Here is a 17,068-nt window from a genome sequence, read left to right on the forward strand (position 1 = left end):
TCACCGCCCCGTACCCGGGCACCGGTGAAGTGGCGCGCGCCGACCGGGCGTTGCCGGGCCGGGCGGTGGGGTATCCGGCCGGTGCGGCGGGGATCAGGCAGTTCCTGGACATCGGCACCGGTCTGGCGGACCACACCCCCGAGGTCGCCCGGCGCACCACGCCCGACTGCCGCGTCGCGTTCGCCGGCTTCCTGGCGGGGCCCGACCTGGTGGAGCCGGACCTCGTGTCGCGCGCGCACTGGCGTTCCGAGCCCGGTGCGGCGCGGGTCGCCCAGTTCGCCACGGTGGCGCGGAAGCCCTGACGGCGCCGGTCCGATGCGGATACGAGACGTCCTGGCGAGAGTGCCGGGGCACGCCACGGGAACCGGCTCCCGTGGTGGAGACCTGCTCATCGCGCTGCTGGTCCAGGCCGCCATGACCATGCCGTTCGTCGTGCCGCGCGCCCCGGGGCTGCCGGACGCGACGTGGACGGCGTACGGGCTGACCACCCTGATGGTGCTGCCACTGGTGGCCCGCCGCCGGGCGCCGGTCGTGATCCTCGTCGCGGTGCTGGCGGCCGGTGCCCTGTACGGGTTCACCGTCGACGGGCCGGGCCAGCCGCTCCCGTACACCGGCCTGGTGGCGTTCTACACGGTGGCCGAACTCTCCTCGCCGCCGAAGCGGATCGGGATCGCGGTGCTCATGGCGCTGGCGGTGGTGGCCTCGGTCGGGCTCGGCAGCGACGACATGCGGGAGCTGCTCTTCTCCCTGTTCGTGTTCGCGGCGGCCTACGCCTTCGGCCGGTTCACGGTGACGCGCAGGGCCTATCTGCGCGCGGTGGAGGACCGGGCCCGTCAGCTGGAGCTGACGCACCGGATCGAGGCCGAGCAGGCCGCGGCCCGCGAACGGGCCCGGATCGCCCGGGAGATGCACGACATCCTGTCCCATGCGGTGAGCCTGATGATCGTGCAGGCGGAGGCCGGTCCGGTGGCGGTCCGCACGGCGCCGGAGCGTGCCGAGGCGGCCTTCGACGCGATCTCGGAGACGGGCCGCGACGCGATGGTCCAGCTGCGCCGGATGCTCGGTGTGCTGCGCGAGAACGAGGGCTCGCCGGACTCGCCGAGGGAGCCCCAGCCCGCGCTGGCCGGACTGCCCGGTCTCGTGGCGCGGGTGCGCGGCAGCGGTCCGGCGGTCTCGTACGAGGTCACGGGCCGCCCCCGCCCTCCGGGTCCGGCGGTCGAGACGACCGTCTACCGGATCGTTCAGGAGGCCCTGACGAACGTGGTCAGGCACGCGGACGCGACGACGGTCCGGATCCTGCTGGACCACGGCCCCGAGGCGCTGACCCTCACCGTCACCGATGACGGACGGGGCCCCGGCGGCGGGTCCGGGCTGGGGCTGGTCGGCATCCGGGAACGTGCCGCCGCGCACGGTGGCACGGCCCGCACCGGCGCCGGTCCGGGCGGCCGGGGGTTCCGGGTCCGGGTGACGATTCCGCGGACGCGGCAGGAGTCGGGGACGGGGACGGGGTCGCGGCAGGAACGGGAGACGGAGCAAGGGACAGGAGTGGAGAGTTGACGATCCATGTGGTGGTGGCCGACGACCAGGAGCTGGTGCGCAGCGGCTTCGCGATGATCCTGGACGCGCAGCCGGACATCGAGGTGGTGGCCGAGGCGGGCGACGGCCGGGCGGCGGTCGAGGCGGTGCGGCGGCTGGCACCCGAGGTGGCGCTGCTCGACATCCGGATGCCCGGCACGGACGGCATCGAGGCCTGCCGCACCATCAGCGCCGAGACCGGCTGCCGGACGGTCATGCTGACCACCTTCGACTCCGACGAGTACGTCTACGAGGCGCTGCACGCGGGCGCGAGCGGTTTCCTGCTCAAGGACGTCCGCCGCGACGACCTGGTGCACGCGGTACGGGTGGTGGCGGCCGGGGACTCGTTGCTGGCCCCTTCGGTGGCGCGCCGGCTGATCGCCGAGTACACCTCGCGCCCGCCCGCCACGGCCGTGGCACCATCGGCGCGCCTGGACGTGCTGACCACCCGGGAGCACGAGACGCTGCTGCACCTGGCCCGCGGACTGTCGAACGCGGAGATCGCGGCGGCGCTGGTCGTCAGCGAGCACACGGTGAAGACCCACGTCGGCAATGTGCTGTCCAAGCTGGGTCTGCGCGACCGGATCCAGGCGGTGATCTGTGCGTACGAGTGCGGCGTCGTCACTCCCTCTCCGGAGGGAGGGCCTGTCTCCTCCTCCCCCGCGCAGGGGAGGCGGCCTCCCTCCGGGAAACCCCCGCTCGGGGGATCCGGCCGGGCACGCTGATCAACAGGATGGAATCCGTCAGCAGTTGAGGTTCCCACGCCGGGAGGCACCGGACATGAACACCCGCACGTCCCGCACCGTCGTCGCAGCAGCACTGGCCCTCGGCATCGCCGCGGGCCCCGCCGTACCGGCCCTGGCAGCGTCCGGTACCTCGGCCGCCCCGGGCCACGCCACGCCGGGGGCACCCGCCCGGGAGGCTCCGGACGCCGGGGCGCTGCGGGCCGCGATCCAGGGGCTCCCGAAGGACGACGCCACGGCCGCGCTGGTGCGGGTCTCGGGCACCGAGGGCGGCTGGCGGGGCAGCGCCGGGGTCCACGACCTGGTCTCCGGGCGGCCGGCGGACCCGGACGGCCGCTTCCGGGCCGGTTCGGTCACCAAGGTCTTCACGGCGGCCGTCGTGCTGCAACTGGCCGGGGAGGGCAGGCTGGGCCTGGACCGCCCGGTCCGGCGCTATCTGCCGGATCTGATCCCGGCGGCGTACGAGGACGTCACGGTGCGCCAGTTGCTGAACCACACGAGCGGCATCCCGTCCGTCGGCTCCGGCGGCGACCTGGACGACTGGTACGCACACCGCTTCGACCTCCACGACCCGGTGCGGACCGTGCGCGAAGCCACCTCCCGGGAGCCGGACTTCGCGCCCGGCACCCAGCAGCACTACGCCAACACCGGCTACACCGTGGCCGGCCTGCTGATCGAGCGGGTCACGGGTGACACATACGCCTCGCAGGTCTCCCGCCGCGTCCTGGAGCCCCTGCGCCTGGAGGACACGTACTTCCCCGGCACCGACCCGACGATCCGCGGGCCGCACAACCACGGCTACCAGCTCTTCGGCACGGCCGGCGAGCTGCGCGATGTGACGGTGTGGGGGGCGACGGACGCCTGGGCGGCGGGGGATCTGATCTCGACCACCGCCGACCTGGAGCGTTTCACCCGGGCGCTGTTCGGCGGGCAGGTGGTGCGGGGGCCGCTGCTCCAGGAGATGTTCACACTGCCCGACGCCTCGGTCCGCGAGTACGGCACGGGCAAGCCCGCCGCGTACAGCGCGGGGCTCTCGGTGATGCGGCTGGGCGGGCGCGAGGTCTGGGGCAAGACGGGCGGACGCTGGGGCTACAACACGGCCGTCGCGGCCACCCGTGATCTCTCCCGGACCCTCGTCTACGACGTCAACGCGACGGACGCGAAGGGGGAAGGCATGAACCCCACGGCGATGAACATAGTGGTGGCCGCCTTCGGCGCCCCGTCGGTCGAGTGACTCAGCCCGCCGCGGCGGCCGTCGGAGCGGGCTCCGGGAGCGGGGTCCGCTCCAGGGCCTCCAGCCGCTTGATCATGCGGCGGACGACGAGCAGTGGGATCACCCCGAAGACCCCGAACGACATGTCGATGACGGACCACCAGAAGGGGATGTCACGAATGGGCCCGCAGATCAGCGCGAGCGGGATGATTCCGGCACAGGCGATCATGCCGAATTCGATGACCCAGATATTGCGGACCGGGTCGCGGTAGGGGCCGTAGAAGGCGACCGCGATGACGAGATGGGCGAAGGCCAGCCAGTCGGTGCCGTACAGCACGAAGGGGTGCTTCGCGTCGGCCTCGTCGAGGCCGACGCGGACCTTGGTGATCCACTCCATCAGCGCCGGGAAGTGCTCCGGCACGGGAGAGGCCGAGGACCTCAACAGATCCTCGGCCCAGTGGAGTTCATGGACGAGCGGGAAGGCGGTCAGCCCGCTCAGGACCAGACAGACGATAAAGGCGACCAACCACACGCGTATGCGCCTCAGCAGGGCTCTTCGCTCGCTCATGTCCGCAGCGTACGCCCGCGTTTACCAGTCCTTTACGCCACCCCTCGTGCCGCTTCACAACCCGACGACGGAGTTCCATTTCTTCGCGAACTCGGTGCGTTCCTCGGACGTGACGTCGCGGGCGATCACGAGCCGCTTGCGCATCGCGTCGTCGGGGAAGATCAGCGGGTCCTCGGCGAGTGCGGCGGTCTCCTCGTCCTTGGCGGAGGCCAGCACCTCGCGGGCGGCCGGGACGGGGCAGACGTAGTTGACCCAGGTCGCCAGTTCGGCGGCGACCTCCGGCTCGTAGTAGTAGTCGATGAGCTTCTCCGCGTTGCGCTTGTGGCGCGCGAGGTTGGGGATCATCAGCGATTCCGACCAGAGTTCGGCCCCCTCCTCGGGGACGACGAACTCGATCTCCGGGTTGTCGGCCTGGAGCTGGATGACGTCGCCGGAGTAGGCCTGGCAGGCGAGCACATCGCCGGTCGACAGGTCCTTGATGTAGTCGTTGCCGGTGAACCGGCGGATGTGCCGCTTCCGCACCAGCTTCTCGACCTGCTCGCACACCTGGTAGAAGTCGTCCCGCTGCCAGCGGGTGATGTCGACGCCGTTGCCCTGCATCAGCAGGGCGAAGGACTCGTCGAGCCCGGACAGCAGCGTCACCTTGCCGCGCAGGTCGTCCGCCCACAGGTCGCTCAGGTGCTTGATCTCGCGGCCGAGCTTCTTGCGGTTGTACGCGATGCCGGTGATCCCGGACTGCCAGGGGACGCTGTGCGTCCGGCCCTTGTCGAAGGCGGGCGACCGCAGCTGCGGGTCCAGGTATTTGGCGACGTTCGGCTGCTTCGCCCGGTCCATCTCCTGCACCCAGCCCAGCCGTACGAACCGGGCGGACATCCAGTCGCTGATGACGATCAGGTCGCGGCCGGTCTGCTGGTGGTTCATCAGCGCCGGGCTGATCTTCCCGAAGAACTCGTCGTTGTCGTTGATCTCCTCGGTGTACGTCACGGAGATCCCGGTCCGCCTGCTGAACCCGTCGAGGGTGGGCCGCTTCGACGCGTCCTTGTCGTCGGTGTCGATGTAGAGGGGCCAGTTCGCGAAGTGCAGGGTGTGGTCGCTCGCCGAGGTGTCGCGTCCGGCACGGTCACCGGGCTTCACATAGGCGGCGGGCACTCCGCAGCCGGCCAGCGCGGCACCGGCCGTCGTGGCTCCGAGGGCGCGCAGCAGGGACCGGCGGGACATGGGGTTCTTCGGGGTTGCTCGCACCTGCGCAGGATGCCCGTCGGCCGGCGGGGCGGGCAATGGACCAACCGTCCAGCGGCACGCACTCCGTCCGCACACCCTGTCGATGCCCGGGGGCGGATCGGTGCCGGGGAACGGGAACGGCCCCGGGCGGGCGCCCGGGGCCGTGACCTGCCCGCTGACGGGAATCAGTCGTCGAGCGAGGTCATGACGTGCTTGATGCGGGTGTAGTCCTCGAAGCCGTAGGCGGAGAGGTCCTTGCCGTAGCCGGACTTCTTGAAGCCGCCGTGCGGCATCTCGGCGACGAGCGGGATGTGGGTGTTGATCCACACGCAGCCGAAGTCGAGGTTCTTGGACATCCGCATGGCGCGGGCGTGGTCCTTGGTCCACACCGAGGACGCCAGGGCGTACTCGACGCCGTTGGCGTACTCCACGGCCTGAGCCTCGTCGGTGAACTTCTGGACGGTGATGACCGGGCCGAATACCTCGTTCTGGACGATCTCGTCGTCCTGCTTGAGGCCGGAGACGACGGTCGGGGCGTAGAAGTAGCCCTTGTCGCCGACCCGGTGGCCGCCCGCCTCGACCTTGGCGTGGGCGGGGAGCCGCTCGATGAAGCCGCTGACCTGCTTCAGCTGGTTGGCGTTGTTGAGGGGGCCGTACAGCACGTCCTCGTCGTCCGGCTGCCCCGTCTTGGTGTCGGCGGCGGCCTTGGCGAGCGCGGTGACGAACTCGTCGTGGATGGACTCGTGGACCAGGACGCGGGTCGCGGCCGTACAGTCCTGGCCGGCGTTGAAGTAGCCCGCGACGGAGATGCCCTCGACGGCCTTGGCGATGTCGGTGTCCTCGAAGACGACGACCGGGGCCTTGCCGCCGAGCTCCAGGTGGACCCGCTTGACGTCCTTGGCGGCGGACTCGGCGACCTGCATGCCGGCCCGTACCGAACCGGTGATGGAGGCCATCGCCGGAGTCGGGTGCTCGACCATCGCGCGGCCGGTGTCCCGGTCGCCGCAGATGACGTTGAAGACGCCCTTGGGCAGGATCTGGCCGATGATCTCGGCGATCAGCACGGTCGACGCCGGGGTGGTGTCGGACGGCTTGATGACGACGGTGTTGCCCGCGGCGAGCGCCGGGGCGAACTTCCAGACGGCCATCATCATCGGGTAGTTCCACGGCGCGACCTGCGCGCAGACGCCGACCGGCTCGCGCCGGATGATGGAGGTGAGGCCCTCCATGTACTCGCCGGCCGAGCGGCCTTCGAGCATCCGCGCCGCACCCGCGAAGAAGCGGATCTGGTCCACCATCGGGGGGACCTCTTCGGTGCGGGTGAGTTCGAGCGGCTTGCCGGTGTTCTCCGACTCGGCGGCGATGAGGTCCTCGGCGCGCTCCTCGAAGGCGTCCGCGATCTTCAGCAGGGCCTTCTGGCGCTCGGCGGGCGTGGCATCGCGCCAGGCGGGGAAAGCGGCCGCGGCGGCGTCCATCGCGGCATCGACATCGGCCTGTCCCGAGAGCGGCGAGGTCGCGTAGACCTCCTCCGTCACCGGGTTGACCACGTCGATGGTCCGCCCGTCAGCGGCGTCCCGGAACTCTCCGTTGATGTAGTTGCGCAGACGGCGCACCTCGGTGGTCACAACCACCCCTCCTGTCGACACGTCCAATGGATGAGATGCCCAGAGTAGTCGTTCGGATGTCGCTTTCGACATGCCCAACCGCTGTGAACTTCGGATTCAGTGAGATCCGGACCCTCAAACAACGAATTTCATCGATCTGGGGTTGCCAGACAGACGAGTCCCGGTGCACAGTGGATGCGTGGCCAGTCGCAGCGCAGACTCCAGGACCGGGAACGGATCGTCACCAGCGGTCGATGCCGTCTCCCTCGCAATCATCGAGCAGCTCCAGGAGGACGGACGCCGTCCGTACGCCGCGATCGGCAAGGCCGTCGGCCTCTCCGAGGCGGCCGTGCGGCAGCGCGTCCAGAAGCTGCTCGATCAGGGCGTGATGCAGATCGTCGCCGTCACCGATCCCCTCACCGTGGGGTTCCGGCGGCAGGCGATGGTCGGCATCAATGTCGAGGGAGACCTCGACCCCGTCGCCGAGGCGCTGTCGGCCATGGCCGAGTGCGAGTACGTGGTGATGACCGCGGGCTCCTTCGACCTGATGGTGGAGATCGTCTGCGAGGACGACGACCACCTGCTGGAAACGATCAACAAACGCATCCGGGCCCTCCCCGGCGTGCGCTCCACCGAGAGCTTTGTGTACCTGAAGCTCAAGAAGCAGACCTATATGTGGGGAACCCGATAGCCGTGAGCAAGGACCTCAGCCGAACCGCGTACGACCACCTGTGGATGCACTTCACCCGCATGTCGGACTACGAGAACGCGCCCGTTCCCACCATCGTGCGTGGCGAGGGCACCTACATCTTCGACGACCAGGGCAAGCGTTACCTGGACGGCCTGTCCGGCCTGTTCGTGGTCAACGCCGGCCACGGCCGTCACGAGCTCGCCGAGGCGGCGTACAAGCAGGGCCAGGAGCTGGGCTTCTTCCCGGTCTGGTCCTACGCCCACCCGAAGGCCGTCGAGCTGGCCGAGCGCCTGGCCGACTACGCTCCGGGCGACCTCAACAAGGTCTTCTTCACCACCGGTGGCGGCGAGGCCGTGGAGACCGCCTGGAAGCTGGCCAAGCAGTACTTCAAGCTCCAGGGCAAGCCGACCAAGTACAAGGTCATCTCGCGTGCGGTCGCCTACCACGGCACCCCGCAGGGCGCCCTGTCCATCACCGGCCTGCCGGCCCTGAAGGCCCCCTTCGAGCCGCTGGTCCCCGGCGCGCACAAGGTGCCGAACACCAACATCTACCGCGCCCCGATCCACGGCGACGACCCCGAGGCCTTCGGCCGCTGGGCCGCCGACCAGATCGAGCAGGAGATCCTCTTCGAGGGCCCGGAGACCGTCGCCGCGGTCTTCCTGGAGCCGGTGCAGAACGCCGGTGGCTGCTTCCCGCCGCCGCCCGGATACTTCCAGCGCGTCCGCGAGATCTGCGACAAGTACGACGTGCTGCTCGTCTCCGACGAGGTCATCTGCGCCTTCGGCCGCCTCGGCACGATGTTCGCCTGCGACAAGTTCGGCTACGTGCCGGACATGATCACCTGCGCCAAGGGCATGACCTCGGGCTACTCCCCGATCGGTGCCTGCATCGTCTCGGACCGCATCGCCGCGCCGTTCTACGAGGGTGACAACACCTTCCTGCACGGCTACACCTTCGGTGGCCACCCGGTCTCCGCGGCGGTCGGCCTCGCCAACCTCGACATCTTCGAGCGCGAGGGCCTCAACCAGCACGTCCTGGACAACGAGAACGCCTTCTTCACCACGCTGCAGAAGCTCCTCGACCTGCCGATCGTCGGCGACGTCCGCGGCAACGGCTTCTTCTACGGCATCGAGCTGGTGAAGGACAAGGCCACCAAGGAGACCTTCACCGACGAGGAGACCGAGCGCGTCCTGTACGGCTTCCTCTCCAAGGCGCTGTACGACAACGGCCTGTACTGCCGGGCCGACGACCGCGGCGACCCGGTCGTCCAGCTCGCGCCGCCGCTGGTCTCCGACCAGTCGACGTTCGACGAGATCGAGGGCATCCTGCGCACCGTCCTCACGGAGGCGTGGACCAAGCTCTGACCGGTACCGCGACCGGTCGGCCGACCACGGATCGGCCGCCGGCCGGCCGGTCTCCCGGCTTGACCATCGCTTGACCACTGCTTGACCGGCTTCCAGCCGTCATCCTCATACGGTCCACACGGCCCGGATGCGCCCATTCGAGTGGGAAGGGGCGCACCCGGGCCGTGTGCTGTGCGCTCACCGCGGTTCTGATCCCTACGGTGCCGAGTGACCGATCGGCCCCCTCTTCGTTCCCCCGTACGGGGGACGGGAATTACGATCTGAACCGAGGTGTACGCCATGGTGGCCCCGCCGGACAACGACGTGATCTGGGCGCGTTCCCTGCACCACTCCCACAACGGCTCACCCGCGCTCGGCGGCATCTCGCTGGGCGTCCGTGACGGCGAGATCCTCGCCGTGACCGGCCCCCGGGGCTGCGGCAAGACGACCCTGCTGCACTGTCTGTCCGGCCAGCTGGTGCCCGAGCAGGGCGAGGTGTGGTTCAACAGCGTCCCCGTCCACACCATGGGCCCCCGGCTGCGCGAACGGCTGCGCCGCGACCGGTTCGGCTGGATCGCCCCCGAGCCCCAGCTCGTGCCCGAACTGAACACCTGGGAGAACACGGCCCTTCCGCTGCTGCTGCGCGGCACCCCGCGCCGGGAGGCGAAGAAGGTGGCCCTGGAGTGGCTGGAGCGGCTCGACATCGGCCCCTGCGCCAGACAGCGACCGCACACTCTCCTCCAGGGGCAGCGCCAGCGGATCGCCGTGGCCCGCGCCCTGGCCGGCGCCCCCACGGTGATCTTCGCCGACGAGCCGACCGCGACCCTGCACCGCAGCGACCGGACGCATGTGCTGCGCACCCTCACCAGCGCGGCCCGTTCGCACGGCATCACGATCGTGTTCGCCACCCATGACGCGGAGATCGCCGCCCTCGCCGACCGTACGGTCCCGCTGCTGGACGGCCGCCGCGTCGCCACCGTCGCCCTGCCCGCCGGGTCCGATACGGAAGGCCGCGCGGCGTGCTCGCTCTCCGTCTAGCCCGGGGCTCCCACCCGCTGGTGCTGCTGCGGCGGCTGCTGGTCGCCGCCGCCTCGGCCGGTGTCGGCTTCCTGCTGCTCTGCACCCTGAGTTACGCGTCGGGGCATCCGGCGCACTCCACCGGGGCCGTGCTGCGCCTGCTCTGGAGCCTGGTGCCGCTCGCCGCCACCGTGCAGTTCGCGGTCGCGGTGGCCCGTACGGACCCGAGCACACGGCCGCGCTCCGGGCTGTCCGCCGTGGGCCTCGGCCCGGTCCGGCTCGCCGTGCTCGCCGCGGTCTCCACCGCCGTCTCCTGCACCCTGGGGTCGATGGTGGCGCTGCTGTTCTTCCTGCATCTGCGAGGTGATCTGACCGGGCTGCCGTTCGACGGCGCGGCGGCCGGACTGCTCGACGCCGAGGCCCCGCTGCCGCTCGCCGCCGCACTGGTGCTGCTGGCCCTGGTCCCGGTGGTCGCGGCGACGGCGAGCGCGCTCGCGCTGCGCGCCGAGCCGGTCTCGACGGCAGCCCCGGACAACGCCGCCTCGAAGGTCCTGACGGAACCGGAGGCGCCCCCTCCGACGGCGCCTCCGGCGGGGCTGCCGTGGGGCGTCGCGCTGGCCGCGGTCGGCCTCGCCGTCGAGGCGTACATGAGCCGGGGCGGCGGTCACAGCCTGCTTCCGCTGCCCGGCCGGCTCGAAGCCACCCCGGCCGGGGTGCTGGCGGGGTGGACGCTGACGGCGGTCGGGCTTGCCGTGGCGGGGCCGGGCCTGGCGTATCTGTGCGGGCGGCTGCTCCAGGCGGTGCGGCCCGGCGCCGTACGGCTGCTGGCGGGCCGGGTGCTGATGGACGAGTCGCGCCGGATCGGCCGGCCCCTCGGTGTGGTCTGCGCGGTGCTCACCGCGGCGGTCGGCGGCTACGCGCTCTACGGGGCGGGGGCCCACCCTCTCGGCCCGCTCACGGCACTGGGCGCGGTACTCGTCCTCGGCTGCACGACGGCGACGCTGCTGACGACGGCGCTGGAGGCGAGGCAGGCCCGCGCACAGACGGCGCGGGCACTGCTGCGGCTCGGCGCCCCGCCATCGGCGCTGCGCGCCGCGACGGCCCTGCGCGCCGCCGCACTGCTGCTGGTCTTCGCCCCGCTGACCTGGCTGATCGCGGAGCTGGCCGCGCTGCCGCTGACGGTCTGAGGACGCGCGCCACGGCCCCGGGCCTCCCTGGCGGCCGCTGCGTAGCATGACAGCGTGGACAATCCGGACGAAACCAGTCCCCCGCCCGGCCCCGAGATCGAGTCCCTCGCCGCGTTCGACGAGGCGGTCGCCTCGGGGACGCTGGCGGGACACCGGATCCAGTCCCTCGACCTGACGGGCCGGGGCGCCGCCCTGCGGTCCGCCGACACGGCCGGCGCCGTGTTCCTCGGCTGCCGGATGGGGCCCGGGGCGGCGGCGAAGGTGCGGGCCGACGGAGCGTTCGTCTTCCCGCCGGTTCCCGGGCTCCCCTTCGATCCGTACCGCGGTCTGCTCTACTCCCCCGACGCGCTCTACGCGGGGCTGTCCGAGGGCGGCTACGAGGCGACGCCCGACGCCCGCGCGTACCGCTGGTTCCAGCGGACCCGGGCCAACGGCGACGCCTTCGCGTCGATGCTGCGGGCGCTCCACGACGACGCGGTCTCGGACGCGCTGGGCGATTTCCTCGCCGGGGCCCGCGTGGTCGGGGTGATGGGCGGCCACGCGACGGCCCGGGGCAGCGCCCCGTACGCGGCCGCGGCCCGGCTCGGGCGGACCCTGGCCCGGGACGGCCTGACAGTGGCCACCGGCGGCGGGCCCGGCGCGATGGAGGCCGCGAATCTCGGGGCGTACACGGCGCCGCACCCCGATCCCGTGCTGGCGGAGGCCTGCGCCCTGCTGGCCGCGGCCCCCTCGTTCACCCCCTCGGTCACCGACTGGGCGCTGGCCGCCTTCGACGTGCGCCGGCGCTGGCCGGGCGGTGGCGACTCCGTCTCGATCCCCACCTGGTTCTACGGACACGAGCCGCCGAACCCGTTCGCGGACCGGATCGCCAAGTACTTCGCCAACGCGCTGCGCGAGGAGGGGCTGCTCACCCGTTCCACGGCGGGCGTGATCTTCCTGCCCGGCGCGGCCGGAACCGTACAGGAGATCTTCGACAGCACGACGCCGAACTACTACGACTCCCTCGGCGGCCCGACCCCGGTGGTGCTGGTCGGCCGGGCCCACTGGACGCGTGCGCTGCCCGCGTGGCCGCTGCTGCGGGCGCTGGCCGCGGGCCGGGCGATGGAGTCCGTGATCGCGCTGGTGGACACGGTGGACGAGGCCCCCGGGGCACTCGCCCGGTTGTCGGCGAAACCGTAGGCCGGGGCCGGTTCAGAAGGACGCCAGCCGGACCGCGAGCGCGTCGAAGAACGCCTCCCAGCCGTCCTCGGCCGCCGCGTACTGTTCGGCCGTCAGGTTGCCGCCGCGCTGCCGGAAGACCAGCTCGGTGGTCCGGTCGCCGCGGTCGGTGAAGGTGGCGGTGACGGTCTCGCCCTCGATGTCGGCGGGCGCGGAGGCGTCCTTGAGCGTGAACACCAGCCGCTCGGGGGCCACCACCTCGCGGTAGACCCCGTGGAAGGGCATCTCCGTGCCCGGCACCACGATGACCAGGCTCCAGGCGCCGCCCGGCCTGACGTCCATCGACACCCGGTCGAGCGGCACCTCGGCGTCACCGCCGTACCAGGCCGCGAAGTGCTCGGGCGTCGTCCAGGCCTCGAAGACCCGCTCGCGCGGGGCGTCGAGGACGCGGGTGATGTCGATGCCCTCACGTGCTGACTCGGTCATTGTCCTGTCCTTCCCGGAGTCGTCCCGGATCCGCTGCCCGGCCCCCGGGCCGCCCGCGAGGACGTGCCGGAGGCTCCCCCGGGGCGGCCGCGACCGCGCTCAGGGCCATCAGGCCATCGTCCGGCCGCCGGCCGGATCCCGCGACCGGTGCCGCCCCGGCCCGGTGGGCGCGGCGACCGCGCCCGGTCAGGGACGGGCGGGCAGGACGACGGTCTCCGCCGCGTCGAATCCGGCCCCCACCGCCGAGCCCTCCTCGGGGGCGTCGCGCAGCGCGCACTCCGCCTCCAGGACCGGACCGCGCTCCGGCGTCAGCCGCACGGCGACGTGGTTGCCGCGGAACGTACGCGTCCCGACCACGCAGCGCAGCCCCTCCTCCGGGGCGCCGATCCGGACCCCGGCCGGCCGCACCAGCAGATCGCACGCCCCCTGCGGCGAGCCCCCGGGCACCGGCACCTTGCCCCACACCGTGTCGGCGACGGTACCGGCGACGGTCGCCCCGACCACGTTGTCGAAACCGAGGAACCGGGCGACGAAGGCGGAGGCGGGCCGCTGCCAGACCTCCAGCGGGGTGCCCGCCTGCGCGATTTGTCCGTCGCGCATCACCACCACCCGGTCGGCCAGGGCGAACGCCTCGCCCTGGTCGTGCGTGACGGCGAGCACCGTCGTACCCAACCGCCCGAAGAGCGTGCGCAGTTCGACGACGAGCCGCTCACGCAGTCCGCGGTCGAGCTGGCCGAGCGGCTCGTCCAGCATCAGCAGCTTGGGGCGCGGGGCGAGGGCCCGCGCGAGGGCGACGCGCTGCTGCTCGCCCCCGGACAGCGCGGCGACGGCACGCCGTTCGGCGCCGGGCAGGCCCACCAGGTCGAGGAGTTCGCCGACCCTGTGCTCCTGGTCGCGGCGCGACACCCCGCGCATCCGCAGCCCGAACGCGACATTGGCGCCGACGTCCCGGTGCGGGAACAGCTGGTGGTCCTGGAACATCAGGCCGAGGCCGCGCCGGTGCACCGGCACCCCGGCCTGGTCCGCGCCGTCCAGCAGCACCCGGCCGCCGTCCGGCGGATGCAGTCCGGCGACCACTCTCAGCAGGGTGGACTTGCCGCTTCCGCTCGGCCCGAGCACACAGAGGGTCTCGTGCTCGGCGACCTCCAGGTCCACCGCGTCGAGCGCCGCCCGCGCGCCGAAGCGAACGGTGGCCGATTCCAGTGTCAGCATCTCTAGAACTCCCCGGACCGGTCCGTGCGGATACGTTCGAGCAGCAGCAGCGAGACGGCGCAGACCACCATCAGGATGGTGCTGAGGGCCATCGCCTGGCCGTAGTTGAGCTCCCCGGCCCGCCCCAGCAACCGGGCCACGGCGACCGGCAGCGTCGGGCGGTCGGGCCGCGCGATGAACACCGTCGCGCCGAACTCGCCGAGCGAGACGGCGAACGCGAAACCGGCAGCAACCAGCAACGCCCGCCGCACCAGCGGCAGATCGACCTCCCGCCAGGCCCGCAGCGGGGACGCCCCGAGCACCGAGGCCGCCTCCCGCAGCCGCCCGTCCACCGCGCGCAGCACCGGCAGCATGGTCCGTACGACGAAGGGCACCCCGACCAGCGCCTGGGCGAGCGGCACCAGGATCCAGGAGGTCCGCAGATCCAGCGGTGGCTTGTCCAGGGTGATCAGGAAGCCGAAGCCGACGGTGACCGCGGACACCCCGAGCGGCAGCATCAGCAGGGCGTCGAAACCGCGCACCAGCCGGCCCGCCCGCCGGGTCAGGGCCGCGGCGGCGAGCCCGCCGATGACGAGCGCGATGACCGTCGCGACCAGCGCGTACTGCAAGGAGTTCCCGATCGCTTCGAGCGGCGCGACCAGGAACGTACCGCCGCCCGCGTCCACGGACGCCAGGGCACGGTAGAAGTCGAAACCATGCCCGCCGCCGGTGTCGAAGGAGCGCTCGACCAGCACCCCGAGCGGCAGCAGGATCAGCAGCAGCACGGTCAGCAGCACCCCGCAGAGCAGCGCCCACTGCCCCGCGCCGCGCGGCCTGCGGGCGGTCCGCGCCGGATCGACCAGCCTCAGCGCGGTCTCCCGGCGCCGTACGGTCCACGCGTGCACGGCGAGGATCGCACCGACGGCGGCGAACTGCACCAGCGTCAGCACGGCCGCCGTCGGCAGGGCGAGCAGTTGCGCGGTCTGCCGGTAGATCTCCACCTCCAGCGTGGAGTACCCGGGACCGCCGAGGATCTGTACGACCCCGAACGAGGTGAAGGTGAAGAGGAAGACCATCAGCGCGGCGGCGGCCACCGCCGGCGCGAGGGCCGGCAGGGTGACCCGCCGCCAGGCGGCGAACCGTCCGGCGCCCAGCACCCTGGCGGCCTCCTCCTGCCGGGGGTCGAGCTGGGCCCACAGCCCGCCGACCGTCCGGACGACCACCGCGTAGTTGAAGAAGACATGGGCGAGCAGAATCGCCCAGACGGTGGTGTCGAGCCGTACGCCCCAGAGTTCGTCGAGGAATCCGCCGCGTCCCAGCAGCGCCAGGAAGGCCGTCCCGACGACCACGGTCGGCAGGACGAACGGCACGGTGACGACCGCCCGCAGCAGTTGTCTGCCGGGGAAGTCGAAGCGGGCGAAGACATAGGCGCCGGGCAGCGCGATCAGCAGGGTCAGCGCGGTCGAGGCGAGCGCCTGCCAACTGGTGAACCAGAGGACCTCGCGGATGTCCGGCCGGGCCAGCACCTCGCCGATCCGGCCGAACTGCCAGACGCCGTCCACCTTCAGGCCCCGGCCGACGATCGCGGCGACCGGGTAGGCGAAGAACAGCGCGAAGAACGCGACGGGCACGGCCATCAGGCCGAGCCGCACCGCGTTCCCGCGCCGGGCCTTCGCTCGGGCGTGGTCCGCGCGCGCCGACCGGCCGCGGGGAGCGTTCCCGCCCGCGTCCGGTCGGCGTCCGGGCGTCTTCGTTACTTCACTACGAGCGAGGACCACGACTGGACCCACTGCTCACGGTTCTTGGCGATGAGGTCCGGGGCCACGGTCGCCGGCCGGTCCACCGTCGCGCCGAACTCCGTGAAGAGCTCCGGCAGCTTCGCGTCCTTGGCGACCGGGTTCACGAACATGTTGAGCGGCATGTCCTCCTGGAACCTCTTGCTGATCAGGAAGTCCAGCAGCGCCTTGCCGCCCGCCTCGTTCTTCGCGCCCGTCAGCAGCCCCGCGAACTCGATCTGGCGGAAGCAGGTCCCGGTGGCCACCCCGGTCGGTGCGGTCTTCGGCTGCGGCTTCGCGTACAGGACCTCGACGGGCGGGCTGGAGGCGTACGAGACGACGAGCGGCCGGTCCGCCTTGGCCTTCTTCCCACCGGCCGAGCCGGAGAACTCCTCGTTGTACGCCTGCTCCCAGCCGTCGACGACCTTGACGCCGTTGCTCTTCAGCTTCTTCCAGTAGTCCTGGTAGCCCTTCTCGCCGTAGGCGGCGACGGTGCCGAGGAGGAAGCCGAGGCCGGGCGAGGAGGTCCCGGCGTTCTCGGTGACGAGGAGGTTCTTGTACGCGGGCTTCGCCAGATCGTCGAAGGACTGCGGCGGCGCGAGCTTCTTGTCGGCGAAGAACTTCTTGTCGTAGTTGACGCAGATGTCGCCGGTGTCGACCGGGGTGACCCGGTGCTTGTCCGCGTCGAGCCGGGTGTCCGCGGCGACCCGGTCGAGGCCCTTCGCCTGGTACGGCGCGAAGAGCCCGCTGTCGAGGGCGCGGGAGAGCAGCGTGTTGTCGACGCCGAAGAACACGTCGCCGCGCGGGGAGCCCTTGGTCAGGATCTCCTGGTTGAGCGCGACACCCGCGTCGCCGCTCTTCAGCACCTTGACGGTGTAGCCGGTCTCCTCGGTGAACTCCTTCAGCACGTCCTTGGAGGCGTTGAAGGAGTCGTGGCTGACAAGGGTCACGGTCTTGGAGCCCGAGCCCTTCGTACCGCCGGAACCAGAGGCCTGGTCGTCGGAGCTCCCGCATCCGGCGAGTGCGGTGACGCCGAGCGCGGCGGCGACGGCCGACGCCGCGAGCTGCCTGGTTCTGCGCGTGGTGGTCATGGTGGATTCCTCCTGGGTTTTGGCCAGGAAGAGACGCGGCCCCGCCCGCGGGAAGCGGGCAGGGCGCAACAGCATGAGTTGATGACCGAACTTCCTACCCGGAATGACCCGGGCGAGGTTCAGAGGGTCTGCGGCCGACCTGTCCTCGGTGCCGCACTCTCAGCGCTGTGGCGCTCCCCTGTCGGAATATGAAGTTGATTTCAGG

15 protein-coding genes, 1 pseudogene and 1 riboswitch are annotated in these 17,068 nt (G+C 71.7%); of the genes and pseudogenes, 9 read left to right on the forward strand and 7 right to left on the reverse strand.

Features of this window, described 5'->3' with window-relative positions:
• From GA0115234_RS43625 to GA0115234_RS23430, 4 genes and pseudogenes are all read left to right on the forward strand, one after another.
• Positions 1-182 (forward strand): annotated as a pseudogene (locus tag GA0115234_RS43625) (SAM-dependent methyltransferase); the annotation flags it as partial.
• Between the two features lie 232 nt (positions 183-414).
• Positions 415-1,557 (forward strand): sensor histidine kinase, encoded by a 1,143-nt coding sequence (locus GA0115234_RS23420; protein ID WP_237541662.1) that lies wholly within the window; start codon positions 415-417, stop codon positions 1,555-1,557.
• Positions 1,554-2,300 (forward strand): response regulator transcription factor, encoded by a 747-nt coding sequence (locus tag GA0115234_RS23425; RefSeq protein WP_093544971.1) that lies wholly within the window; start codon positions 1,554-1,556, stop codon positions 2,298-2,300. The genes GA0115234_RS23420 and GA0115234_RS23425 overlap by 4 nt, the downstream gene beginning before the upstream one ends.
• 55 nt (positions 2,301-2,355) lie before the next feature.
• A complete protein-coding gene (locus GA0115234_RS23430) occupies positions 2,356-3,552 on the forward strand; it encodes a serine hydrolase domain-containing protein (RefSeq protein ID WP_093544974.1) in 1,197 nt (398 codons plus the stop codon).
• A 1-nt stretch (position 3,553) separates the two neighbouring features.
• Here the strand turns inward: GA0115234_RS23430 and GA0115234_RS23435 are convergent, their stop codons facing one another.
• The 3 genes from GA0115234_RS23435 to GA0115234_RS23445 all read right to left on the reverse strand — a co-directional run bounded on the left by GA0115234_RS23435 (position 3,554) and on the right by GA0115234_RS23445 (position 6,945).
• Complete coding sequence (locus GA0115234_RS23435) at positions 3,554-4,099, reverse strand: hypothetical protein (protein WP_176729250.1); 546 nt, start codon at positions 4,097-4,099, stop codon at positions 3,554-3,556.
• 54 nt (positions 4,100-4,153) lie between these two features.
• Complete coding sequence (locus tag GA0115234_RS23440) at positions 4,154-5,317, reverse strand: polyamine ABC transporter substrate-binding protein (protein WP_093544980.1); 1,164 nt, start codon at positions 5,315-5,317, stop codon at positions 4,154-4,156.
• Positions 5,318-5,505: 188 nt separating this feature from the next.
• Positions 5,506-6,945: a gamma-aminobutyraldehyde dehydrogenase gene (locus GA0115234_RS23445; RefSeq protein ID WP_093544983.1), complete on the reverse strand. Its 1,440-nt coding sequence runs from the start codon at positions 6,943-6,945 to the stop codon at positions 5,506-5,508.
• Between the two features lie 178 nt (positions 6,946-7,123).
• On the opposite strand from GA0115234_RS23445, the gene GA0115234_RS23450 reads away from it, so the two are divergent.
• The 5 genes from GA0115234_RS23450 to GA0115234_RS23470 all read left to right on the forward strand — a co-directional run bounded on the left by GA0115234_RS23450 (position 7,124) and on the right by GA0115234_RS23470 (position 12,341).
• Entirely contained in the window at positions 7,124-7,615 is a 492-nt protein-coding gene (locus GA0115234_RS23450; RefSeq protein WP_176729251.1) for an Lrp/AsnC family transcriptional regulator, read from the forward strand.
• A complete protein-coding gene (locus tag GA0115234_RS23455) occupies positions 7,600-8,979 on the forward strand; it encodes an aspartate aminotransferase family protein (RefSeq protein ID WP_072487209.1) in 1,380 nt (459 codons plus the stop codon). The genes GA0115234_RS23450 and GA0115234_RS23455 overlap by 16 nt, the downstream gene beginning before the upstream one ends.
• Positions 8,980-9,258: 279 nt before the next feature.
• A complete protein-coding gene (locus GA0115234_RS23460; RefSeq protein ID WP_093544986.1) occupies positions 9,259-9,996 on the forward strand; it encodes an ABC transporter ATP-binding protein in 738 nt (245 codons plus the stop codon).
• Complete coding sequence (locus GA0115234_RS23465; protein ID WP_093544989.1) at positions 9,978-11,162, forward strand: hypothetical protein; 1,185 nt, start codon at positions 9,978-9,980, stop codon at positions 11,160-11,162. Before GA0115234_RS23460 ends, GA0115234_RS23465 begins: the two co-directional genes overlap by 19 nt.
• A 54-nt stretch (positions 11,163-11,216) precedes the next feature.
• Positions 11,217-12,341, forward strand: coding sequence for an LOG family protein (locus tag GA0115234_RS23470; protein ID WP_093544992.1), 1,125 nt, complete (start codon positions 11,217-11,219; stop codon positions 12,339-12,341).
• Between the two features lie 12 nt (positions 12,342-12,353).
• Here GA0115234_RS23470 and GA0115234_RS23475 read toward each other — a convergent pair whose 3' ends face one another.
• The 4 genes from GA0115234_RS23475 to GA0115234_RS23490 all read right to left on the reverse strand — a co-directional run bounded on the left by GA0115234_RS23475 (position 12,354) and on the right by GA0115234_RS23490 (position 16,863).
• Complete coding sequence (locus GA0115234_RS23475) at positions 12,354-12,806, reverse strand: SRPBCC family protein (RefSeq protein WP_093544995.1); 453 nt, start codon at positions 12,804-12,806, stop codon at positions 12,354-12,356.
• Positions 12,807-12,992: 186 nt separating this feature from the next.
• On the reverse strand, positions 12,993-14,018 hold the full coding sequence (locus GA0115234_RS23480) for an ABC transporter ATP-binding protein (protein WP_093544998.1): 1,026 nt from the start codon (positions 14,016-14,018) through the stop codon (positions 12,993-12,995).
• A gap of 2 nt (positions 14,019-14,020) precedes the next feature.
• Complete coding sequence (locus tag GA0115234_RS23485; RefSeq protein WP_093545306.1) at positions 14,021-15,634, reverse strand: ABC transporter permease; 1,614 nt, start codon at positions 15,632-15,634, stop codon at positions 14,021-14,023.
• Positions 15,635-15,750: 116 nt separating this feature from the next.
• Positions 15,751-16,863 (reverse strand): thiamine ABC transporter substrate-binding protein, encoded by a 1,113-nt coding sequence (locus GA0115234_RS23490; protein WP_093545002.1) that lies wholly within the window; start codon positions 16,861-16,863, stop codon positions 15,751-15,753.
• A 73-nt stretch (positions 16,864-16,936) separates the two neighbouring features.
• A riboswitch (TPP riboswitch) is annotated at positions 16,937-17,053 on the reverse strand.
• Positions 17,054-17,068: the final 15 nt, after the last annotated feature.

Origin of the sequence: Streptomyces sp. DvalAA-43 (assembly GCF_900091725.1) — a bacterium.
GTDB lineage: Bacteria > Actinomycetota > Actinomycetes > Streptomycetales > Streptomycetaceae > Streptomyces > Streptomyces pulveraceus.